The sequence below is a fragment of the Eubacterium sp. F2 genome (genome assembly GCF_046244355.1).
GTDB lineage: Bacteria > Bacillota > Clostridia > Peptostreptococcales > Anaerovoracaceae > Aminicella.
The window spans coordinates 1,258,299-1,280,177 of record NZ_CP176393.1; the positions used below are offsets into that span (position 1 = coordinate 1,258,299).

At 51.6% G+C, this 21,879-nt stretch carries 18 protein-coding genes; 16 read left to right on the plus strand and 2 right to left on the minus strand.

Annotation, left to right across the window (positions count from 1 at the left end):
• Positions 1 to 14 precede the first annotated feature (14 nt).
• The 6 genes from pheA (at position 15) to ACI77B_RS05245 (ending at position 9,383) form a co-directional block, all read left to right on the plus strand.
• Positions 15 to 1,154 (plus strand): prephenate dehydratase, encoded by a 1,140-nt coding sequence (gene pheA / locus ACI77B_RS05220; protein WP_409335853.1) that lies wholly within the window; start codon positions 15 to 17, stop codon positions 1,152 to 1,154.
• Positions 1,141 to 2,448, plus strand: a complete 1,308-nt coding sequence (locus tag ACI77B_RS05225) for an NAD(P)/FAD-dependent oxidoreductase (RefSeq protein ID WP_409335854.1) — start codon at positions 1,141 to 1,143, stop codon at positions 2,446 to 2,448. The genes pheA and ACI77B_RS05225 overlap by 14 nt, the downstream gene beginning before the upstream one ends.
• 259 nt (positions 2,449 to 2,707) lie before the next feature.
• A complete protein-coding gene (locus ACI77B_RS05230) occupies positions 2,708 to 4,213 on the plus strand; it encodes a 4Fe-4S dicluster domain-containing protein (protein ID WP_409335855.1) in 1,506 nt (501 codons plus the stop codon).
• 164 nt (positions 4,214 to 4,377) lie between these two features.
• Positions 4,378 to 5,067, plus strand: coding sequence for a methionine synthase (locus tag ACI77B_RS05235; RefSeq protein ID WP_409335856.1), 690 nt, complete (start codon positions 4,378 to 4,380; stop codon positions 5,065 to 5,067).
• Positions 5,068 to 5,162: 95 nt separating this feature from the next.
• A complete protein-coding gene (locus ACI77B_RS05240) occupies positions 5,163 to 7,598 on the plus strand; it encodes a homocysteine S-methyltransferase family protein (protein WP_409335857.1) in 2,436 nt (811 codons plus the stop codon).
• Positions 7,599 to 7,622: 24 nt separating this feature from the next.
• Positions 7,623 to 9,383, plus strand: a complete 1,761-nt coding sequence (locus ACI77B_RS05245; protein ID WP_409335858.1) for a bifunctional homocysteine S-methyltransferase/methylenetetrahydrofolate reductase — start codon at positions 7,623 to 7,625, stop codon at positions 9,381 to 9,383.
• Between the two features lie 1,329 nt (positions 9,384 to 10,712).
• Here ACI77B_RS05245 and ACI77B_RS05250 read toward each other — a convergent pair.
• Positions 10,713 to 11,234 (minus strand): CarD family transcriptional regulator, encoded by a 522-nt coding sequence (locus ACI77B_RS05250; protein ID WP_409335859.1) that lies wholly within the window; start codon positions 11,232 to 11,234, stop codon positions 10,713 to 10,715.
• A 277-nt stretch (positions 11,235 to 11,511) separates the two neighbouring features.
• Between ACI77B_RS05250 and prmA the strand changes: the two genes are divergently transcribed.
• Positions 11,512 to 12,483: a 50S ribosomal protein L11 methyltransferase gene (gene prmA / locus ACI77B_RS05255; RefSeq protein WP_409335860.1), complete on the plus strand. Its 972-nt coding sequence runs from the start codon at positions 11,512 to 11,514 to the stop codon at positions 12,481 to 12,483.
• Positions 12,484 to 12,561: 78 nt separating this feature from the next.
• On the plus strand, positions 12,562 to 13,992 hold the full coding sequence (mtaB, locus tag ACI77B_RS05260) for a tRNA (N(6)-L-threonylcarbamoyladenosine(37)-C(2))-methylthiotransferase MtaB (protein ID WP_409335861.1): 1,431 nt from the start codon (positions 12,562 to 12,564) through the stop codon (positions 13,990 to 13,992).
• A 98-nt stretch (positions 13,993 to 14,090) separates the two neighbouring features.
• On the opposite strand, the gene ACI77B_RS05265 is transcribed toward mtaB, so the two are convergent.
• Positions 14,091 to 14,432 (minus strand): histidine triad nucleotide-binding protein, encoded by a 342-nt coding sequence (locus tag ACI77B_RS05265; RefSeq protein WP_178263889.1) that lies wholly within the window; start codon positions 14,430 to 14,432, stop codon positions 14,091 to 14,093.
• A gap of 470 nt (positions 14,433 to 14,902) precedes the next feature.
• Between ACI77B_RS05265 and rpsU the strand changes: the two genes are divergently transcribed.
• From rpsU to ACI77B_RS05305, 8 genes are all read left to right on the plus strand, one after another.
• Complete coding sequence (gene rpsU, locus ACI77B_RS05270) at positions 14,903 to 15,082, plus strand: 30S ribosomal protein S21 (protein ID WP_090163239.1); 180 nt, start codon at positions 14,903 to 14,905, stop codon at positions 15,080 to 15,082.
• A 38-nt stretch (positions 15,083 to 15,120) separates the two neighbouring features.
• Positions 15,121 to 15,573 carry a GatB/YqeY domain-containing protein gene (locus ACI77B_RS05275; protein WP_409335862.1) on the plus strand — a complete coding sequence of 151 codons (453 nt, stop codon included), beginning with the start codon at positions 15,121 to 15,123 and terminating at the stop codon, positions 15,571 to 15,573.
• A 465-nt stretch (positions 15,574 to 16,038) separates the two neighbouring features.
• A complete protein-coding gene (locus tag ACI77B_RS05280) occupies positions 16,039 to 16,965 on the plus strand; it encodes a PhoH family protein (RefSeq protein WP_409337699.1) in 927 nt (308 codons plus the stop codon).
• A gap of 14 nt (positions 16,966 to 16,979) precedes the next feature.
• Complete coding sequence (ybeY, locus tag ACI77B_RS05285; protein ID WP_409335863.1) at positions 16,980 to 17,876, plus strand: rRNA maturation RNase YbeY; 897 nt, start codon at positions 16,980 to 16,982, stop codon at positions 17,874 to 17,876.
• 4 nt (positions 17,877 to 17,880) lie between these two features.
• Positions 17,881 to 18,792, plus strand: coding sequence for a GTPase Era (gene era, locus ACI77B_RS05290; protein WP_409335864.1), 912 nt, complete (start codon positions 17,881 to 17,883; stop codon positions 18,790 to 18,792).
• A gap of 5 nt (positions 18,793 to 18,797) precedes the next feature.
• Complete coding sequence (recO, locus tag ACI77B_RS05295; RefSeq protein ID WP_409335865.1) at positions 18,798 to 19,607, plus strand: DNA repair protein RecO; 810 nt, start codon at positions 18,798 to 18,800, stop codon at positions 19,605 to 19,607.
• The gene (locus ACI77B_RS05300; RefSeq protein WP_409335866.1) at positions 19,582 to 20,292 is read left to right on the plus strand and encodes a DUF4342 domain-containing protein; all 711 of its coding nucleotides are present in this window, start codon (positions 19,582 to 19,584) and stop codon (positions 20,290 to 20,292) included. The genes recO and ACI77B_RS05300 overlap by 26 nt, the downstream gene beginning before the upstream one ends.
• 105 nt (positions 20,293 to 20,397) lie before the next feature.
• Positions 20,398 to 21,807, plus strand: coding sequence for a glycine--tRNA ligase (locus ACI77B_RS05305; protein WP_409335867.1), 1,410 nt, complete (start codon positions 20,398 to 20,400; stop codon positions 21,805 to 21,807).
• The last annotated feature ends 72 nt before the right edge of the window (positions 21,808 to 21,879 follow it).

Genomic DNA, 21,879 nt, shown 5'->3' on the forward strand with positions numbered 1-21,879 from the left:
GGACAGGAGACAGAATGGATATTCAGGACTATAGAAAGCAGATTGATGCTATTGACCGTGAATTGGTAGAGAAAATCGAAGAGAGAATGCGTATTTCGGAAAAAATCGCCGAATACAAGGATGAAAAGGGTCTAAGAATTCTGGACCCGATAAGAGAACGCACACTTCTGGATCATATTCAGGAGATTTCCTCTCCGGATCTGGCTTACTACAACCGTCTTCTCTTCTCTTCCATTATGGAGATGAGCAGAGACCACCAGGTCAGAACCCTTGATAAGCCGTCCCCGCTGGTTGAGCAGATCATGGACGCGATTAAAAATACACCGAAGAAATTCCCGGATGCACCGGCCGTTGCCTGCCAGGGCGTGCAGGGTGCGTATTCCCAGCAGGCCTGCGATAAGATGTTCAAGATGCCGGTGATCATGTACATGAAGAATTTCCGAGGCGTATTCGCGGCCATCGATTCCGGTCTCTGCCACTACGGCGTTCTTCCGATTGAAAACAGCACGGCAGGATCTGTCAACCAGGTTTACGACCTCATGCAGGAATACCATTTCCACATCGTAAGAAGCATGAGAATCAGAATTGACCACTGCCTTCTGGTCAACCCGGGAACCAATAAGGAAGAGATCAAAGATATTTATTCCCATGAACAGGCTCTTTCCCAGTGCGAGGACTATCTGAAGCATTTCCCGATGGCAACCCTCCACGTCTGCGAGAACACCGCGCAGGCAGCCAAAATGGTTGCTGAGTCCGGGAGGAAGGACGCGGCTGCAATCGGCTCTGTGGAAAACGGTGAGCTTTACGGACTGGAGTGTCTGGAAGAATCCATTCAGGACAGAGACAATAACTACACACGCTTCATCTGCATCGCCAAGGATCTTGAGATCTATCCGGGCGCAGACAGAACCAGCATCATGATCGTCCTGAAACATGAGCCGGGCTCCCTCTATCAGGTTATGGCAAGATTCAACGCCATGGGCATCAACCTGCTGAAGCTGGAGAGCCGTCCGCTTCCGAGCAGAGAATTCGAGTTCATGTTCTATTTCGATATCGAGGAATCCGTGTACTCGGAAGAGTTCGCACAGATGATCAACCAGCTGCAGGAAATGAGTCTGGAGTTCAGATATCTGGGAAGCTATGAAGAATATTAAAGAAAAACCATCCGTAATTGTTGTGGGCGGCGGCCCGGCAGGCATGACGGCGGCAATTGCCGCCGGCCGGGCCGGCTGCCGTGTTTTGCTGCTGGAGAGAAATCCTGTTCTCGGGAAAAAGCTTCTGATTACGGGAAACGGGCGCTGCAACCTGACCAACAGCCGGGACATGGAGGAGATCCGCGGACACGTGATCTCGAATCCGAGATTCTTGTATTCTGCCTTTCAGACATTTTCGAATCAGGACCTGCTGGAGCTTCTTGGAAGCGCGGGCCTGAAAACCAGAGAAGAAGACAACGGAAGGATTTTTCCGGCATCCGGCCGCGCGGAAGATGTCCGGGACGCGCTGATTACCCTCCTGAAGAGGTATTCCGTGGATATCCGCTGCTCCTGCCGGGCGGAAGAATTGCTGCTGGAAGAAAAGCAGCCGGAAGAGCAGACTGGAAAGAACTCTGTAAGGTTGCGCTGCAGCGGGGTGAGAACAGAATCCGGAAAAGAATATTATGCGGACTGGGTGATCGTAACGACCGGCGGTCTGGCCGCACCGGCCCTTGGTTCAGACGGCGACGGCTGCCGCATGGCCAGCTCCTGCGGACACAGGATTACGCCCTGCCGCCCGGCGCTGGTTCCCCTGATTCTTCAGGAAGATCTGAGCGGCCTTCAGGGGGTCAGCTTTCCGGATGTCCGCCTTCAGGTAAGAAGCGGCAAAAAGAAACTGGCCGAGGGGAAAGGCCCGGTCATGGTGACGCATTACGGTCTGAGCGGCCCCGCCGTTCTGAACTTGTCCAGTCATTTTTTGTCCGCGCTGAAGGGGAAAAGCCCGGAGGGCGCGCGCCTGATTCTGGACCTGCTGCCGGAGGAGAGCTGGGAAGAGACGGATAATTTTCTGCAGGAAGAGCAGAAGAAACAGCCCCACCGGAGGATGAAGAACGTGAAGTTCACCGGGATTCCGCAGGCAGCAGTAAGGGATCTGCTGGAGAAGAGCGGGATCGGTCCGGATGAAGAGGCCGGGATGCTGAAGAAAAAGGAGCGGAATCGGCTGCTTGAGAATCTTCATAATCTGGAGCTGACAATTACCGGGAGCCAGGGTTTCCGGGATGCCGTGATTACTCAGGGCGGAATCCGGACACAGGAGATCGACCAGAAGACGATGGCGTCGAAGAAATGCGCCGGGCTGAAGTTTGCTGGCGAGCTTCTGGACCTGGACGCGGAAACGGGCGGATACAATCTGCAGATTGCCTGGTCCACCGGATGGACGGCGGGAAGCACGATCTGCGGAAGGGATGTCCGATAGATTTCACGAATTTATGTATACAATATAATTCAATACATCTATACCAGAAAGACGGGTGTTTTATAGTGAGAGAACATGATAATTTGTTATCAATCTATAGAAAATCCGCCTTTTCTTGTGCGTTATCATAAATTTACAATGGTCCAAAAAAAGTACTTGAATAAAAGCTTATTTCACTGTACATTCCAATCGAAGATTGATACGATGATGAAAGAGTTAAGTCGGATACTGTATACCAGATTAAGATATGGAGGATAAAATGCGTGCAGATGAGAGTATTTTGGACCTGAAGCGTGACGTCATGTATGAGGTTGCCAAACTCGCCTTCGAGGGGGAGCTCGAGGAGAAGGCGGAGTTTATTCCGCAGAAGATCATCCCGGGTACCATTCCTCACTGGAGATGCTGCGTGTATAAGGAAAGAGAAATCGTAAGGGGCAGAGTACATCTGGCCCTGGGCAAGGCACCTGGTCCTGAGGATAATGGAAATGTCATTCAGGTTATCGAGGCGGCATGCGCAGACTGCCCGATTTCCAGCTACGTGGTTACCGACAACTGCCAGAACTGTGTCGGCAAGTCCTGTGTAAAGAGCTGCCGTTTTGACGCAATTCATCCGGGAAAAGAACGTTCGGTCATCGACCCGAATAAGTGTAAGGAGTGCGGAATGTGCGCGAGATCATGTCCGTACAATGCCATCGTGCATTTAAAGCGTCCGTGCAAGGCAAGCTGCCCGGTTAATGCTCTGACTTATGATGAGAACGGACTTTCCGTCATCGATGAGGAAAAATGCATCCGCTGCGGTCAGTGCATCCACCACTGCCCGTTCGCAGCAATCGGAAGTAAGGATGCCATCGTTCCGGTCATCGAAGCAATCAAGTCCGATAAGGAAGTTTACGCCGTTGCCGCTCCTGCGACAGAAGGACAGTTCGGCAAGGGCATCAACATGGCATCCTGGAAGAAGGCCATGAAGGAAGTCGGATTCACAGACTTTATCGAGGTCGGCCTGGGCGCTGACCTGACCACATCTGCAGAGGCAGATGAGTGGGCCGAGGCTGCAGAAAAAGGTGAAATGAGAACCACATCCTGCTGCCCGGGATTTGTAAACATGATCGTTCGTCATTATCCGAAGCTGAGAGATGCCGTGTCTACGGCAGTCAGCCCGATGTGCGAGATTTCCCGTTATCTGAAGGCCCGTCATCAGGGATGTGTCGTTGTCTTCATTGGACCTTGCGTAGCAAAGAAGTCGGAGATCGTCGATCAGCAGATCGAAGGAAATGCAGATTATGCCCTGATCTACAGTGAGATCGAAGCCATCATGAGAGCTAAGGACGTCAAGCTGGAGCCGGTTGAGACCGAATACCAGGAGTCCAGTGTTTACGGAAAGAAATATGCGACATCCGGCGGTGTTTCCGGATCCTGCCTGGAGTATCTGAAGGAAACCGGAAAGAACAGCGATCTGAAGGTTGCCAGAGTCAGCGGCGGCGCAGAACTGAAGAAGACCCTTCTTCTGGCTGAGCGCGGAAAACTCCCTGAGGAGTTCATCGAGGGAATGTGCTGTGAAGGCGGATGCTTCCACGGACCGAGCAGCCGTGACGACAGCCCGAAGGCTCTGCATACACGTAAGGAAATTCTGGACAAGGCAGATACACGTTCTATCGTAGAGAACCTGGAGAAGTTCGACCTGTCCGGATTCTCCCGTCACAGAGAGCAGCCGCTCTACGATCCGCTGGAGAAGGAAGCGGAAGCCGACGAGCAGATTCAGGAGTAGATGGAAGTCAGTTCCTGATGCATCAGACAGATGCTCAGCTGCAGGTTTGTTAATCAGAAATAAAATACCAGGGGACTTTTGCGGTGATTTCACAAAAATCACTGCAGAGGTCCTTTTCTTTTGATATAATGGCAGTACGTTTTGAGTAAAGAAGGGAGACTGCTATGATTTCGGCAAGACTGACCGATCTGAATGAGAATGAAATACTGAAATATCTGGGCTACCGCGGACAGGAGATCGATGATGCCCTGCACAGCCAGATCAGAAGCTGCATTGCAGAGGTTATGCGCGTATCTGTTCCGCGGATCGTCTGGAAGCGTCTTCCGGTTGAAGCAAGCGGCGGCCGGCGTCATGTGGAGGGGCTGACCCTTGCAGGAAACGACATGGCCCATCTTCTGGAAAACTGTCAGGAGGCCGTCCTGCTGGGGGCAACCATCGGAGCCATGGTGGAGCGTCTGCTCATGCGTTATGAAGTAAAGAGCATGTCCGATGCGCTGATTATGGATGCCTGCGCCAGCACTGCCGTTGAGAACGTCTGTAACAATTTTGAGCAGGATCTGAGGACAAAAATTGAAGAGCAAGGCATGTTCCTGTCTGACCGCTACAGTCCGGGCTATGGCGATCTCCCATTTTCCGAGAATCCGGATTTCTGTTCGATGCTGAATGCAGAAAAACGCATCGGTGTCACCCAGAGCCCGACGCATCTGATGATTCCGAGAAAATCGGTTATGGCCATCATGGGAATTTCCGATCATCCGCTGAAACTGAGAGAAAAGGGCTGTGAAAACTGCCCGATGTTCAGACACTGCAGATTCCGGGAGAAAGGCGTGACCTGCACGGGAGAGCCGCTGTAATAGTCGGAAGAGCAGTCTTGTATCAGAAGGTAAAAGGAAGGCCCGCAGGGGCCGGAAATAGGATAGACCGATAAGGGAAAGAGAGAAGATCAGCAATGAGTAAGGTAATCATTCTGGATGGAGCCATGGGAACGGAGCTGCAGCAGAGAGGACTGAAAACCGGAGAAAATCCGGAAGTTTTCGCCATGCAGCATCCTGAAGTCCTCCGTTCCATTCATCAGAACTATATTGACGCGGGAAGTCAGGTGATTTATGCCTGCACTTTCGGTGCCAACCGGAGAAAGCTGGAGGGAACGGGCCATTCCGCTGAGAAAGTAATTACAGAAAATGTAAAAATCGCAAAAGCCGCGGCGGCAGGCCGCGCGAAAACCGCACTGGATATCGGACCGATCGGAGAGCTTCTGTCTCCCCTTGGGACGCTGCGTTTTGAAGAGGCCTATGATATTTTTAAAGAAGAGGCAGAGGCAGGAGAAAAGGCCGGGGCAGACCTGGCCGTTGTCGAGACCCTGACGGATCTGTATGAGGCAAAGGCGGCTCTTCTCGCGATTAAGGAAAACACCGATCTCCCGGTCTGGGTGACGATGACTTTTGAAGATAACGGAAGAACCTTTCTGGGGGCCTCCGTGTCCTGCGCGGCGCAGACGCTGACTTCCCTTGGCGCAGATGCCATCGGCATCAACTGTTCCCTGGGACCGGAGGAAATTTATCCTCTGATTAAAGAAATGCGTGACTGGACAGATCTTCCGCTGATTGTTAAGCCGAACGCAGGACTTCCTGATCCGAAAACAGGTGAATATGCCATCGCCGCGGCTGAGTTTGCAGAGCAGATGAGTAAATATCAGGAGCTTCAGGTCAGCGCTGTGGGAGGCTGCTGCGGAACAACACCGGAGTTTATCGAAAGGCTTGCAGAGGCTTTCCGCGGAGCAGAAAGGCCTTCTGAAGAGGAGCGCCGGACACAGCGGGCAGGCAGAAGAGGCATCTGCTCGGCAGGATATATGGCAGAGTTCAATGGAAATGTCCACGTCGTCGGAGAGAGAATTAATCCGACCGGGAAAAAGCGTTTTCAGCAGGCTCTGAAAGATCATGACCTGGACTATATCATGGAGACCGCGATTGCCGAGCAGGATGCCGGAGCAGAAATTCTGGATGTCAACGTCGGCGTCCCGGGACTGGATGAGGCAGAACTGATGAAGGAAGTCGTGGAAGCCGTGCAGAGCGTTGTTTCCATTCCGCTTCAGATCGATTCTCCCGAGCCGGAGGCCGTAGAAGCCGGCCTCAGGGCCGTCAATGGCCGCGCCATCGTCAATTCCGTAAACGGAGAGCCGGAAAAGCAGGCGGCCATTCTTCCAATTGTAAAGAAATACGGTGCGGCGGTTATCGGCCTGACCATGGATAAGTCCGGCCTTCCACAGACTTCCGACGACCGTGTGCGGATCGCGGAAAATATTCAGAAGGCCTGCGGTGAATACGGAATTCCAAAAGAGGATCTGATCATCGACTGTCTGACTCTGACTGTTTCTGCGCAGCAAAGCCAGGCCATAGAAACCCTGGATGGTGTCCGCCGCGTTACACAGGAGCTCGGACTTCACACGGCTCTGGGAGTCAGCAACATTTCCTTCGGCCTTCCGGAAAGAACGCACGTGACAGAGAGTTTTCTGACCCAGGCCATGTACTGCGGTCTGGATTTTCCGATTATCAATCCGAACAGCCGCGCCATTATGGATGCTGTCGCTTCCTTCCGCGCATTGTCCGGGCAGGATGAAAACTGCATGGCCTATATCGAACGCATGTCCGATCCGGAAAGAAAGAAGGAAATGGAAAAATCAGCTTCCAAAGCATCCCCTTCCGCAGCAGGAACAGCGGCGCCGTCCGGCAGCATTTCTTCAGGACCATCCGATGCCGACCAGTCGCCAAAAGCCAGAATCGAACGGGCCATTCTCAAGGGAATGAAGAGGGAAACCAGGGACATCACGATCGAGTTGATGAAAACCATGGAAGGCATGGACATCATCAACCAGATGATCATTCCGGCCCTGGACATTGTCGGCGACCAGTACGAGAAGCAGATCCTCTTCCTTCCGCAGCTGATCAACGCTGCCGATGCCGCCTGCGCGGGACTGGACTACATTAAATCGAAGATCGCCGGAAGCGGGGACTCTGTCAGCAAAGGAAAAATCATCGTGGCAACCGTAGAAGGAGACATTCACGATATCGGAAAGAATATCGTAAAAGTTGTTCTGGAAAATTACGGCTATCAGGTCATCGACCTGGGACGCGATGTTCCGGTGCAGAAAGTCGTGGACACGGCAATCGAGCAGGATGTTCATCTGATCGGCCTGTCCGCCCTGATGACGACCACCGTGGTCTCCATGCGGAAAACCGTAGACGCCCTTCACGCCTCCGGCCACCCGTGTAAAATCATGGTAGGAGGAGCCGTCATGACCCAGGAATACGCCGATGAGATGGGCGCCGATTACTACGTCCGTGATGCCAAGGCATCTGCCGATGCCGCAAAAGAAGTGCTGGGCTGATTAGAGAGGAAAAGGAGAACTGCGATGAACCACGTAAAAGAAATACTGAAAAAGGGAAGGCTGCTGTTTGACGGCGGCATGGGCACATACATCTCCGCAAAGGAGCACACTTCCGGCCAGGGCTGTGAACTGGCCTCTGTCGATAAGCCGGTCCTGGTCTCCGCCATTCACAGAGAATATCTGGAAGCCGGCGCCCGCGCCCTGAAAACCAACACCTTTGCAGCAAACCGCACCATCTATGATGAGGAGACCTGCGGAAAAATCCTTCATGCTTCCTGGAATCTCGCGGTGAAAGCTGCAGAGCCCTTTCAGGCAGAAGTTTTCGCAGATTTCGGCCCGGTGACCGGGCGCTCTGCAGAAGAGGCGGCAGAAGAATACCGCTGGACAGCCGGAAAATTTATCGACATGGGCGCGGAGAACTTTTTGTTTGAGACACTTCCGTCACTGGACGGGGTGAAAGAAGCTGCTGCCTATATCCGCAGCCGCGTTTCCGATCCCTTTATCGTGGTGTCCTTTGCGCTGCTTCCGGAGGGATATACCAGGGACGGCCAGTTTGGAAATGATCTGATCAATGAAGCTGCAGAGAGCGGGCTCTTCGATGCAGTTGGCATGAACTGCGTGGTTGGTGTCCGTCAGATGGCGAAACTGCTTTCCGATATGACCTTGCCGGATCTGCCTTTGTCCATCATGCCAAACGCTGGCTATCCAACGGTTATCGACAACCGGACCTTCTATGACAGCGACCCGGTGTATTTCGGTGATGGCATGGCGCAGCTGGCGGCAGACGGGGTGAAGATTCTGGGCGGCTGCTGCGGCACGACACCACGGCATATCGAGGCAGTCCGGAAAGCGCTTGAGGCAGGCGGATTCACCCCTCAGACAAAACACAAAGCGGCAAGGGAGAAAAAAACAGACCCGGATGACAGTCTGTTCTGGAGAAAGCTGAAACGCGGAGAAAAAGTGATCGCGGTGGAGATGGACCCTCCGGCGGATACAAATCTGCTGAAATACATGGCCGGAGCCGCGCAGCTGGGTGTTGCGGGGACGGATATTGTGACGATTGCTGACTGCCCGGTGGCCAGGGCCCGGATGGATTCCTCGCTTTTGGCTTGTAAAATCAGGTCAGATCTGGGCATGGAAGCGCTTCCGCATATGACCTGCCGGGACCGCAATCTGAACGCCACCAAGGGCCTTCTGCTGGGCCTCAGCGCGGTTGGGGTGAGAAATGTACTGGTGGTGACCGGAGACCCGATTCCGACGGCGGAGCGCGATGAAGTGAAGAGCGTCTTCCAGTTCAATTCCAGAAAGATGGCGTCGTTCATTCAGGGCCTTGGAAAAACCGAGCTGCCTGCGCCTTTCCACGTTTTCGGCGCTCTGAACCTGAACGCCAGAAATTTTGAAGTAGAGCTGAACCGCGCAAAGGAAAAACTGCAGCGCGGGATGGTGGGCTTTCTCACCCAGCCGGTACTGAGTGATCAGGCCCTGGAAAATCTGAAACTGGCCAGAAAGGAACTGAATGGCGGCTACATCCTGGGCGGCATCATTCCGATCGTCAGCGAGCGGAATGCGCGCTTTATGGACGGTGAGATCAGCGGCATCAGCGTAGCGCCGGAGATCATCGAAAAGTATCACGGCCTGTCTAAGGAAGAGGCGGCAGAACTTGCTGTTTCCCTCTCCACAGACATCGCAGAAAAGATCGCGCCTTACACGGACGGATGGTATCTGATTACGCCGTTTGGACGCGTGGGACTGATGAAGAAAATTATCGCGAATATCAGAGGATAGAGATTGAAGAAACCGCCGCGCGGAATGGTTAGAAGCATAGAGCCCGCGCGGCGGTTTTTCTCATCCGCTTACAGGCAGACAATAAAATGAATCCCGGGATCCGTCCGCGGCTTCAGCGGCGTGCGGGTTATTTACTGGCCGTTGGGAAATGCCGGGACCGGGAGAAGAAAAGCTGACGAGTAACGTAAGCGTAGAGGATAATAAAAGGCCACCGGGAAAAACTGGGCCGCCGAAAATGCCGGCTGCGGGAAAATGCGAGACAGGCATGTGCAGAAGAATGCGAGGCAGCCGGGCGAGGGAAGGGAGAAGTGACGATGAGGGTATACTGTATACGCATACTGACGCAATTCCTGGAGATTTGTTCCCAGCTTCGTCTATTCATCATTTATGCAGGAGTCACGGGTAGGATTTCCGGTGATTTTGGATTTAATACGGGCAGGGAGTTGGGAAAATCGCTGAATAATCGTCGATCATACCAAATGTGCGGTGTCATTTGGTATAATTGGGCAAAATTGATGTTTCTTACCTAAAACTTACTTTACTGGTCGGGATGTATGTTGGTAAAAATGCGTAATTTGGAGGGCTTTTGCCCAAACACTTTGCAATTTATTCTGAAAAATCGTTCGTCATGTTATATTTTATGCGAGCCAGATGTATGTAATAGTGTATATGTATACGCGAAATTTTATAATCACAGATTTCGAAAAACAGACATTTGGCATGTGCTAAAAATTGTACAATTTGTTGGGATGAATCATGATTATTATTCAATTTTACCAAAATATTTTCCGCGTTGGTACAGGATATCGTTTTTCTTGATTTTTACCAACGAATTTCTGTGATTAGAGGCTTATCCGTGCTGTGAGAAATGCTGGGGGAATTTTTAGAGAAAAAGATGGGAGAAAATTTCCATATGTCTCGAGATATTTGACACCCATGGAATCTGGTAATAGGAAAACGGGCCGCCGCGCCATTGTTCGTTCATGTCTGGCGCGGCGGCCCTTGCTGTTCTTTATAGGTGTTTCTATTTTACTCGGACAGATTTTACCTTACTGTACTTCGTCCAGAGGGTTTTGCCATTAACTTTCTTATAGCCGCGGACTTTAAAGTAAAAAATACCGACGCAAGAGCACATGCTCTTCGCCGGCGGGGAAAATAATAAGATGATGGTCTGTGCTGTCTGTGTGAGTAAACAGGCAGGCCATTGAGGTCGTATTTACTTATTTACCGGATTATCGTGTTATCTCTGCCGCTGGCTCTTTTACTCTTTAGCTCAGTGAAGAGATTCTGCCGGTCCGGCGGCCGGCCTGGATAAAGAGGGGGGCAGACTTAACGGTCTGTCTCGTTCTTTCCATTCAGGCGTTCCTGGATATAGTCTTCTACGTCGTCACGCGGGATTTCCAGCGCTGCGGCCAGTTCTCCATAGAGAAGGTCTTCTGCACGCTTCATGAACTTCTTATCGATCTGTCCCAGGTGGCGGTTCTGCTTATGCGCGGCATCCATCTTCTTGCGGATGGATTTTGCCAGACGGATCAGGTCTACCGTCTTATGGGTATCGATGACGGACTGATAATGCTTGGTCAGCTGCTGTGTGCTGCTGCTCTTATATATTTCTGTATGAACTTCCGGGATGATGGAAATCAGATCGTCAGCTTCCTGTGCGGAAATGACCGGACGGCTGAAGACCTTTTCGTTGTCTACCGGCGCGTAAATCGTTCCGCTCTGATAGAGCGGCTGAAGAATGTAGTAATCCTGCTTTACTTGTGTGCCGCCGAAATCCGGTCTGGTGATATCCTTAACTTCGCAGACTCCTGTTCCTCCATACATGATCAGGTCGCCTATGTTATACATTCAACGAACATCCCCTTTCTATAAAATTTTTAAATACGTCAATACATTGTAATTTCAAGGCATACATCTCCTATACATAAAAAGTATAACACAGATTTACATTAATTGGAAGTATGCATTGTAAAAAATACTATACAAACATTACATACGGTGGTAAAATAACATGTTTATAGTGACAGCAAGGATGATACTAAATTTTTAACTTCGGAATTTAATAGACGAAATCGCGCGGAGGAAAGAAACTTTCCGGACGCGCAGAAAATACGGAGGAATGCACATGAGATATATTGAGGTCAGCTGTGAGACATCGGAGACGGGCATTGAGCTTCTGACAGCGGCGCTTGATGCCGCGGGAATCAGCGATACAGAGGTCAGTGACCCGCGTGATGTTGAAGAAATCATGGACAAGAAAGAATCTTATGAATGGGATTACATTGAAGAGAGTGTCGTTCACAAGATGGAAGAGGCGCCGCGTGTCTCCTCCTATTTCCCGGAAGGAGAGGAAGGAAGAAAGCAGGCAGACACGATGAAGGAAGTCCTGCAGAGGGTCGCAGACGATGTGAAAGCCGGCATGTACGGTCCGGATGTGGATCTGGGCTCCATGAAAATTACAGAACAGATCCGGGACGACGCAGACTGGAAGGATAAGTGGAAGGCGTATTTTAAGCCTTTTCACGTCAGCGAGCATCTGGTGGTCTGCCCGAGCTGGGAAAACTATGAGCCGCAGGAAGGTGAGAAAATTATCACCATTGACCCGGGCATGGCCTTCGGAACGGGAACCCATGAGACCACATCCATGTGCCTGGCCCTGCTGGAGAAATATCTGCAGGAGGGCACAAAGGTTCTGGACGCCGGTACAGGCTCCGGCATTCTGTCCATTGCCGCGGCGCTTCTGGGAGCAGGAGAGGTTCTGGGAGTCGATGTCGACCTTGACGCAGTCCGCGTTGCGCAGGAGAACATTTCTGTCAACCACTGTGAAAAGACCGCCAGGGCTGAATACGGAGACCTCACGAAGGGCGTGGACTATGAAGCGGACCTGATCGTCGGAAATCTGATGGCCGAGCTGATCTGCATGCTGGCAGAGGGCATCGCGGCACACCTGCATGAAAACGGCGTCTTCATCGCCTCCGGGATTCTGACGGAGAAAGAAGACATGGTTGAGAAGGCCGTAACAGAAGCCGGACTTTCTCTCGTCGAAAAGCAGGAAAAAGGCGAATGGAGCGCCATGGTATTTCAGAAGGAATCCTAAAAGCCGCCAGCTCTCAGGAGGGCGCGGCCTTTTAGCCGGATCAGAAGAGAAATTATCGGAAATGAGAATGGAGAAGGAATGAAAGCAGCCTTTCACACACTTGGATGTAAAGTCAATCAGTATGAAACAGAATCGATGAAAGAGCAGTTTGCGAAGGCCGGATTCACCATCGTGGATGAAGAGGAAAAGGCGGATGTTTACGTTGTAAACACCTGCACGGTCACCAATCTGGCCGACCGCAAGTCACGCCAGTTTATCCGCCGCTGCCGGAAAATCAACCCGGATGCCGTTGTTGCCGTTACCGGCTGCTATGCGCAGATCAAGCCGGAAGAAGTGGCGGAGATCGAGGGCGTGCAGATCGTCGCAGGTACGGACGAAAAACATGCCGTTCTTCCCCTTGTACAGGAATATTTTGCCGGAAAAAATAAGGCGCAGGGGGCTGAAGAAGGGAAAACCGGTGATGTCCTGTCCGCAGTAAAGGACTACAGCGAACTGAACACCTATGAGGAAATGGGTGAAATCTCCGGCATGGAGGGCAGAACCCGCGCCTTCATTAAAATTCAGGAAGGCTGCACCCATTTCTGCACCTACTGCATTATCCCTTACGCGAGGGGAACCATCCGGAGCCGCCGCAAGGAAGAAATCCGCGAGGAGGTAGAGCGCCTCGTCGCAAAAGGCTATAAGGAGATCGTGCTGACGGGAATCAACACCGCTTACTACGGGCGGGATCTGGGCTACGACGGTGCGGCCGAGCTGATCGGGGAGCTGAACAGCATTTCGGGAAACTTCCGCATCCGCCTGAGCTCCCTGGAGCCGACGGTTATCGACGCAGAATACGTAAAGAAGCTCTTCCCGTATGAAAAACTCTGCCACCACCTTCATCTGGCCCTGCAGAGCGGATCTGACCAGGTGCTCGACGCCATGAACAGGGGCTACAGCAGAGAAGAATTCCTGGCGATTGCAGAAGAACTCCGGAAATTCGACCCGCATTACGGGCTTTCCACAGATATTATCGTCGGATTCCCGGGCGAGACGGAAGAAGATTTCCAGGACAGCATGGACATCACCAGGCGTCTGTCCTTCTGCAAGACCCACGTCTTCAAGTATTCGCAGAGAACGGGAACACCGGCCGCAGAGAGGAAAGACCAGATCGACGGGACCGTGAAGGCAGACCGGAGCCGGCGCCTGATTGCAGAGGCCGGGGAGGCGGCAGACCGCTTTTTCCGTGCCTGTGAGGGTGATGAGCGCATTGTTCTGGTGGAAGAATTTGCCCAGGACCCGATCACCGGAGAATCCCAGGGCATGGAAAACGAGACGGAGGCTGCCGGTTCGGAGGTGCTCCGGAAGGGTGCAGACGGGCAGGCGGGAAGCCAGTGGGTGACCGGATATACAGACAACTACATCCGCACATATTTCCGCGGAGACCCGTCTATGTTCAACCAGTTCGTGAAGGTCCGGCTGCTGCAGCCGTTTAAGGACGGCATGCTGGCAGAAGCCGTTGCAGAATAGAGTCTGACAAAAGAAAAAAGGCAAGAAAAAAGCGCCGCCTTCAGCCGTTTCTGAAAAGAAACCACCAGAGCGGCGCTTTTGCCTTCTTCCCTTATGGTTTAGCCTGGCGGCCAGGTGAATTTGCGCTTTCCCAGGATATGCAGATGCAGGTGCTTTACCGTCTGCTGTGCGTCATCACCATTGTTGCTGACGACACGGTAGCCGTCGGTGATGCCCATCAGCTTGACGATGTCCTTGACCTTGCACATCATGTAGCCGAGGAGCTCCTGGTCTTCATCCGTGGTGTCGTCCAGAGAAGCGATGTGCTTCTTCGGGATCATGAGGACATGAACCGGAGCCTGCGGCTGAATATCCTTATAGACGCAGATCTTATCGTCTTCATAGACGATTTCTGATGGAATCTCGTGATTTGCGATTCCGCAGAATAAACAGTCTGACATACTCGATGCTCCTTTCCTCTGCCAATTTTTTCATACGGCAGATAATTCTATCTTTTATTATAGCATTGATTCAGAAAGGCGGCTGTATTTTTTCTGCAGTGGAATGCTGTCAAGAGCCAGTGGGAGTTTTGTTGACTGATCTCCAGTTTTTTCGTAAGCTTGTACGCAGCTTGTGCCTGGAACGCCTCCCGGCTCCCTTCGCGCATGCTCACGCTTCCGACTCCGCCGGCCCTCCGGAGTCAGGCCGTCGATCGTCTGGCAGCGAGGCGCTCAGAAGTCCAGACGTCAGGCTGCGTACAGAACTTACGTTCAATAAGCTTAGGATGTCACTTCCTGCTCCACTAGCTCTTGACAGCATCTGCGTTCAAAAAACTCTTGTAAAGATTTCTGCAAAATAGTATACTAATATAGTGTTATTGCTAGTGCTGTTCACTGCTTTAATAATAAAATGGGCGGGAGGTGAATCAGGAATGGCACAGGTATTCGTAAGAGAAAATGAAAGCTTGGAGAGCGCTCTGAAGAGATTCAAGAGATCATGCGCAAGAGACGGCGTCATGGCTGAGGTCAGAAAGAGAGAGCACTACGAGAAGCCGAGCGTAAAGAGAAAGAAGAAGTCTGAAGCTGCTAGAAAAAAGGCTAGAAAGTATTAGTCTTTTAAGCACCTGATCAGCTGAATCGAGGTGAGAGAATGGGCTTAAAAGAACAGTTGATGAACGACTTCAAGCAGGCCATGAAGGCACATGACAACGTCGCCAGGAATACGATCAGTATGGCAAGAGCTGCGATCAAGCAGTATGAGATCGATAATCGTGAAGAACTGGATGATCAAGGTATCGTGCAGATCCTGCAGAAGCAGGTGAAGATGCGTAAAGATGCCCTCGCTGATTTTGAAAAAGCAGGAAGAACAGACCTGAAAGATGCATATAACCAGGAAATCGAGGTTCTTGAGCGGTATCTTCCGAAGATGCTTTCTAAAGACGAGATCCGTGCGGAGGTCGAGAAGATCGCGTCCGCGCAGAACATTGAAAGATCGAAGAAGAGCATGGGCAGACTGATGGGCTGCACTATGAAGGAACTGAAAGGCCGCGCAGACGGCAATGATGTTCGTGAAGTTGTTTCTGATTTTCTTTCTGAAGAGTAAAATTGAATGTCCGGGCAGCGGGGAACCGCTGCCTGGTCTTTTTTTATAGAAATATAGATATTGATGACACAGAAGGGTATCAATAGTATAAAATAAAAAGAAGATCGTTTTCTGTCCGTAAGAAGATGCTGCTTCGGAAGGAGCTGCGGAAGGCAGCAGAAATCCGGCATTTTCCGGGCAGATCCCGCAGGACACGCAGATCAGGCAGATGCCTGCGGCAGAGACTATGAAAGAAGAGGAGAATACAGGATTTTGACAAGATTGACGGAAGATCATCGTTTCATGTTCCGCGCGTTTTCAGCAGCGCCGGAAGATACAGCCGGGCAGACAGCAGAACCGGGACAGCGTGAAGGGAAAAAGGAAGAAGCAGCACCACAGAAGACGGGAGGCAGAATTTCCCGCTCTCAGGGATTTACCCGCATTCCCGTTCCGGACGGACTGGACAGAGAAGAGCTTTTTGGAAACATGGACTATAACATTCATCTGATTCAGGATGCCGCATCCGCGCAGATTCTTCAGCGCGGCGACAATCTGCTCGTCAAGGGCGACAGTGAGGAAAGCACCGCTCTTGCGGCCGGCATTCTCCATGAACTGATGGATATGATTCAGAGAGGAGAAGTTCTCGATTCTCAGAAGGTAAATTACGTCATCCAGCTGAAGACACAGGGCGTATCCTATTCAGAGAATAATGTCGCGTCCGACATCATCTGCTTTACGACACAGGGAAAACCGATCAGGCCGAAGACGATCGGCCAGAAACGCTACGTGGACAGCATGAAGAAGCGCGATGTAACCTTTGCGATCGGTCCGGCAGGAACCGGAAAGACCTATATCGCCGTCGCGATGGCCTGCACTGCGCTGAAAGCCAAGAAGGTCCAGAGAATCATTCTGACCCGTCCTGCGGTAGAGGCCGGAGAAAACCTGGGATTCCTTCCGGGAGACCTGCAGGAAAAGGTAGATCCCTACCTGCGCCCGCTGTATGACGCCCTGTACGACGTTCTGGGCCGGGAGAAGGCCATTTCTCTTCAGGAAAAGGAAATCATCGAGGTCGTTCCGCTCGCCTACATGAGAGGAAGAACCCTGGATGATGCCTTCATCATTCTGGATGAGGCGCAGAACACCACGAGAGAGCAGATGAAGATGTTTCTGACCCGTATGGGATTCGGCTCCCGCATGGTTATCACCGGAGACGTCACACAGATCGACCTGCCGAGAGGAAAGAAGAGCGGCCTGATCGACGCCGAGCATATCCTGAAAGGGGTAAAGGGCATCGACTTCTGCTATCTGAAAGACGTGGACGTCGTCCGTCATGAGATGGTCAAGAGGATCATCAAGGCCTATGATGAATATTATCACCGCCATCCGGAAACCCGCGGCGATGACAGAAAGTAGAAGGAGGCAGCAGCATGCAGATCTATTTTGATCAGGAAAATCAGGTCTCTGAAGAACTTCTGGAAACCATGAAAAAAGCAGCATCCCTCTGCGTGAAGAAAGAAGGCCTGGATGAGGACAGCTGTGAGGTCAGCGTCAGCTTCGTCTCCGGGGATGAAATCCACACCCTGAACCGGGAATACCGCGGTGTGGACCGCGTGACCGATGTCCTGTCTTTTCCGCAGTATGAGGGGGCGGATGAGATCCAGGATGTCATTGACATGATCGGCACCTGCGAGCTCGGCGATGTCGTGATCTGCAGAGACCGCGCCCGGCAGCAGGCTGAAGAGTTCGGCCATTCCTTCGAGCGTGAGCTGATCTATCTCTTCGTCCACAGCATTCTGCATCTCCTGGGCTACGACCACATGCAGGAGGAGGAGAAAAAAGTCATGCGGGCAAGGGAAGAAGAGATCATGGATGAGCTTGGAATTCCGAGAAGAACAGACCGGAAAGAAGAGGGAGAAGGTGCCCTTACAGAAGAGCAGAAAACGTCCCTGTTCCGGAAGGCCATGGAAGCCAGCCGCAATGCTTACGCGCCCTATTCCCATTATCACGTGGGTGCGGCCCTGCTTGCAGAAGACGGACAGATATTTACCGGAGTGAATGTAGAAAACGCGTCCTATCCTGCCGGAATCTGCGCGGAGCGTTCTGCCGGGGTGCAGGCTGTGACCGCAGGATACAGGAAGTTTACCGCCATTGCCGTTGCGTCGCCGGACGGCGAAGCCTCCATGTGCGGAGTCTGCAGGCAGTTTTTTACAGAGTTTTCTAAGGATATGATTGTCATTTACGGAGAAGATGAAGCCCGTTTAAAGGCAGAGCGGCTATCCGCCTTGCTCCCTTCAGACTTTGTCCTTCCGGAAAAAGAGAGGTAAACGATTGAAATCAGGATTTATTGGAATAGTAGGAAGACCGAATGTCGGAAAATCAACGCTGATGAACGCAATTCTGGGGGAAAAGATCGCCATAACTGCTGATAAGCCGCAGACCACCAGAAACAGCATCCGCGGAATTTACACCAGAAAACCGGGAACAAACGGCAGCGATGACGAGGGCGTGCAGATGGTGTTCGTGGACACGCCGGGCATTCATAAGAGCAGAAACCGTCTGGGCGAGGCCATGGATGAAATGGCGGAAAACACGCTGTCCGAGGTCGATCTCATTCTCTTCCTCGTGGACGAACATTCCATGAAGGGACACGGAAATGAGCATATCGTCGAGATGCTGCAGAAGGTACATACGCCGAAGATTCTCGTCATTAATAAGACGGACCAGATGCAGCCGGAGGAATACCTGAAGATCTACAATACTTTCGAGAAAACGGGAATGTTCAGGGAGATCTACGGCACCAGCGCGCTCAGAGGCGACAACGTGAAGGAACTGACCCAGTGCATCGAGGACTGCATGCAGGAAGGCCCGATGTATTTTCCGGACGACATGGTCACGGATTACACAGAGCGTTTTCTGGTCAGTGAGGTGATCCGCGAGAAGGCGCTGAAGTATCTGAATGAAGAGGTTCCGCACGGCATCGCCGTAGAAGTCGAGTCCTTCAAGGAAGATAAGAATATCATCCGCATCAGCGCGGTCATCTACTGCGAGAAGAAGTCCCATAAGGGCATCATCATCGGAAAAGGCGGAAAGAAGCTGAAAGGTATCGGAAAGGCCGCCCGCGAGGAGCTGGAAGCGCTGCTGGGCATTAAGATCTACCTGGAACTGTTCGTCAAGGTACGCGAGGGATGGAGAGATTCACGTTCGGCACTGACGGAATTCGGCTACGTGGAGAAGAAATAGCACAGATGGCAGGGAATGTCATGGTCGAGGCGGTCGTTCTGCGGCAGTTCTCCATCGCCAATGGCCGGAAAATGGTCGTTCTGCTGACGGATCGGTACGGAAAGATCAGCACGGGCATGTGGGAGCGGACAAAAGGTAAAAAGACAAGGACAGAAGTTACGGCGCCTTTTTCCCATATCCGCGCCAGGATTATCGCAAGGAGAAATTCTTACGATCTCCTTCACGCAGAAATTGTGCGCACCCACTATGAACTCGGTGAGGATGTAGAGAAGTATCTTTACGCGTCTTATGCCCTGGAGCTTACGGACCGCGTTGTTTCAGAAAATGTTCCCGTTCCGGAAATTTTCAGGCTGCTGTCGGAGTTTCTGGATATGCTCTGCGCGCGCAGCGGTAAATACCTGACCCTTCTGATCGCCTATGAAATTCATCTTCTGGATCAGATGGGTGTCCGTGCTGAGCTTTCTCACTGTGTGAGCTGCGGAAGGCCGGATGAGCTGCAGTGGTTCAGTGTTCCGGACGGCGGGCTTCTCTGCAGAGCATGCAGGAAGAAGCTTTCTGAAAAGCAGCAGGAGCGTTTGATTTATAGGGTGGATTTTGGTATTATTAGAACCATAGAGTATTTTATGAACCATAACCTGAAGACATTTCGGAATGCCGCACTGAAAGAGCAGACGGCAGGGAAGATTCAGGAAGTCGTAAGGCAGTATTTAGCATATCATCTGGACATCCGGAAGCTGAAAAGCGAAGGCTTTTTAGAGGAGGAGCAGAAGAATGCAGGGAGGTCTGAACATGGGGATTACATTAGAAAAAATTGAACTGGTCAAGGACAGAACAGGCGTAACGTATAAAGAGGCAAAAGAAGCACTGGAGAAGGCGGACGGCAATGTTGTTGATGCCATCGTCGCTATCGAAGAGAATATCGACGAGATGACCTCCACCAGAAAAATCGGCGCCAAAGGTACCGCGCTCATGGATAAGGTAAAGGAAGTCGTAAAGCGCGGAAATGTCACGAAGATCGAGGTACGCCACGATGGAGACACCGTACTGAATCTTCCGCTGAATGCCGGCATCCTGGGCGTTGTGATCGCACCATGGGGCGTTCTCCTCGGCGTACTGGCTGCATTCGGATTCAAGTGCACAGTCGACTTAATCAAGGATGACGGGTCTGTAATCAGCCTCAGTGACAAGGCAGAAGAAATTGCTGCCGGCGCTGTAGAAGCCGGAAGCAAGGCGGCTCAGACGGTAAAGGAGAAGACGCCGGAAGTCGTTGAGACTGTTACAAACAGCGTTTCTGAGATGGTTGAGAAAGTCAAGGGAAGCGCGGATGATGACGAGCCTTATGTCGATGAGGAAGAGTTCGACGAGGAGTGGTTCCGCGATGATCAGCCGGCTGAATCACAGGATGAAAATTCTGAGGATGATGCTGAAGATGATCAGCCTGAGGAATCCGCTCAGGAAGAGCCTGCCCCGTCAGAAGATGAGGATAACGGCGCAGAATAAGAGAATGATGCTGCAGTTTATGCAGATGAAAGGATGCCGGGCTTGAAAAGTTCGGCATCTGCATTCACAAGCAATGGTTAATAGAAGCACAGAAAGTTGGGAATTATGAGCAGTGAAGTCACGATGGAAAAAATTGTAGCGCTGGCCAAGAACCGCGGATTTGTTTATCCGGGTTCTGCAATTTACGGCGGCCTTGCCAATACCTGGGATTACGGTCCTCTTGGCGTGGAACTGAAGAACAACGTCAAAAAGGCATGGTGGAAAAAATTCGTTCAGGAGAATAAATACAATGTCGGCCTGGACGCGGCGATTCTGATGAATCCAAAGGTATGGGAAGCTTCCGGACACGTCGGCGGTTTCAGTGATCCACTGATTGACTGTAAGAAATGCCATGCGAGATGGCGTGCGGACAAACTGATTGAGCAGTATGTCTTCGATAACAATCTTCCGGAGATTATCGTCGACGGATGGCCGAATGAAAAGATGGAAAGCTACATCAGGGAGCACGGAATCAAGTGTCCGGACTGCGGTTCTACAGAATTCACGCCGATCCGTCAGTTCAACCTGATGTTCAAGACTTTCCAGGGCGTTACTGAGGATACAACTTCTCAGATCTATCTTCGTCCGGAAACTGCACAGGGAATTTTTGTCAATTTCAAGAATGTACAGAGAACGACCAGAAAGAAGCTCCCGTTCGGAATCGGACAGATCGGAAAAGCCTTCAGAAATGAGATTACTCCTGGAAACTTCACCTTCCGTACCAGAGAGTTCGAGCAGATGGAGCTTGAGTTCTTCTGCAAGCCGGGAGAAGATCCGAAGTGGTTCGAATACTGGAGAGAGTATGCGCATAAGTTCCTGCTCAGTCTCGGCATGAACGATGACAAGCTGCGTCTGAGAGACCATGAGAAGGAAGAGCTTTCTCACTACAGTTCCATGACAACGGATATTGAGTACTACTTCCCGTTCGGATGGGGCGAGCTGTGGGGAATCGCAGACCGTACAGACTTCGACCTGGGCCGTCACACTGAGTATTCTGAAGAGGAACTGACTTACACCGAGGGAGAAGGAAAGGACAGAACCTCCTATATTCCTTACTGCATCGAGCCGTCTGTCGGTGCTGACCGTGCCGTTCTGGCCTTCCTCGTTGATGCATATGAAGAGCAGGAGATGGAGAACGACAAGGGTAAGAAGGATGTGCGTACGGTTATGCATTTCCATCCGGCTCTGGCTCCGTTCAAGGCTGCTGTTCTTCCGCTGGCTAAGAAGCTCGGCGATCAGGCAGAACCTGTATATGAAGAACTGTCAAAGTATTTCAATGTAGATTACGATGTTACAGGATCCATCGGAAAGCGTTACAGACGTCAGGATGAGATCGGAACACCGTTCTGCATCTGTGTCGATTTCCAGACGGCAGAAGACCACTGTGTAACCATTCGTGACAGAGATACGATGGAGCAGATCAGACTGCCGATTGATGAAGTCCGCAGCTATATTGAAGAAAAACTCGTATTTTAAGATTGTTTATGTAAAAGCGGCACTGGGGGATTCCGTGCCGCTTTTTTCAAAAGACGCTGTTGAATGCTTCCG

Excerpts from the sequence above, each read along its gene's own strand:
- pheA (WP_409335853.1), top strand. The coding sequence starts at position 15 with ATGGATATTCAGGACTATAGAAAGCAGATTGATGCTATTGACCGTGAA.
- ACI77B_RS05225 (WP_409335854.1), top strand. The coding sequence starts at position 1,141 with ATGAAGAATATTAAAGAAAAACCATCCGTAATTGTTGTGGGCGGCGGC.
- ACI77B_RS05230 (WP_409335855.1), top strand. The coding sequence starts at position 2,708 with ATGCGTGCAGATGAGAGTATTTTGGACCTGAAGCGTGACGTCATGTAT.
- ACI77B_RS05235 (WP_409335856.1), top strand. The coding sequence starts at position 4,378 with ATGATTTCGGCAAGACTGACCGATCTGAATGAGAATGAAATACTGAAA.
- ACI77B_RS05240 (WP_409335857.1), top strand. The coding sequence starts at position 5,163 with ATGAGTAAGGTAATCATTCTGGATGGAGCCATGGGAACGGAGCTGCAG.
- ACI77B_RS05245 (WP_409335858.1), top strand. The coding sequence starts at position 7,623 with ATGAACCACGTAAAAGAAATACTGAAAAAGGGAAGGCTGCTGTTTGAC.
- ACI77B_RS05250 (WP_409335859.1), bottom strand. The coding sequence starts at position 11,234 with ATGTATAACATAGGCGACCTGATCATGTATGGAGGAACAGGAGTCTGC.
- prmA (WP_409335860.1), top strand. The coding sequence starts at position 11,512 with ATGAGATATATTGAGGTCAGCTGTGAGACATCGGAGACGGGCATTGAG.
- mtaB (WP_409335861.1), top strand. The coding sequence starts at position 12,562 with ATGAAAGCAGCCTTTCACACACTTGGATGTAAAGTCAATCAGTATGAA.
- ACI77B_RS05265 (WP_178263889.1), bottom strand. The coding sequence starts at position 14,432 with ATGTCAGACTGTTTATTCTGCGGAATCGCAAATCACGAGATTCCATCA.
- rpsU (WP_090163239.1), top strand. The coding sequence starts at position 14,903 with ATGGCACAGGTATTCGTAAGAGAAAATGAAAGCTTGGAGAGCGCTCTG.
- ACI77B_RS05275 (WP_409335862.1), top strand. The coding sequence starts at position 15,121 with ATGGGCTTAAAAGAACAGTTGATGAACGACTTCAAGCAGGCCATGAAG.
- ACI77B_RS05280 (WP_409337699.1), top strand. The coding sequence starts at position 16,039 with ATGGACTATAACATTCATCTGATTCAGGATGCCGCATCCGCGCAGATT.
- ybeY (WP_409335863.1), top strand. The coding sequence starts at position 16,980 with ATGCAGATCTATTTTGATCAGGAAAATCAGGTCTCTGAAGAACTTCTG.
- recO (WP_409335865.1), top strand. The coding sequence starts at position 18,798 with ATGGCAGGGAATGTCATGGTCGAGGCGGTCGTTCTGCGGCAGTTCTCC.
- ACI77B_RS05300 (WP_409335866.1), top strand. The coding sequence starts at position 19,582 with ATGGGGATTACATTAGAAAAAATTGAACTGGTCAAGGACAGAACAGGC.
- ACI77B_RS05305 (WP_409335867.1), top strand. The coding sequence starts at position 20,398 with ATGAGCAGTGAAGTCACGATGGAAAAAATTGTAGCGCTGGCCAAGAAC.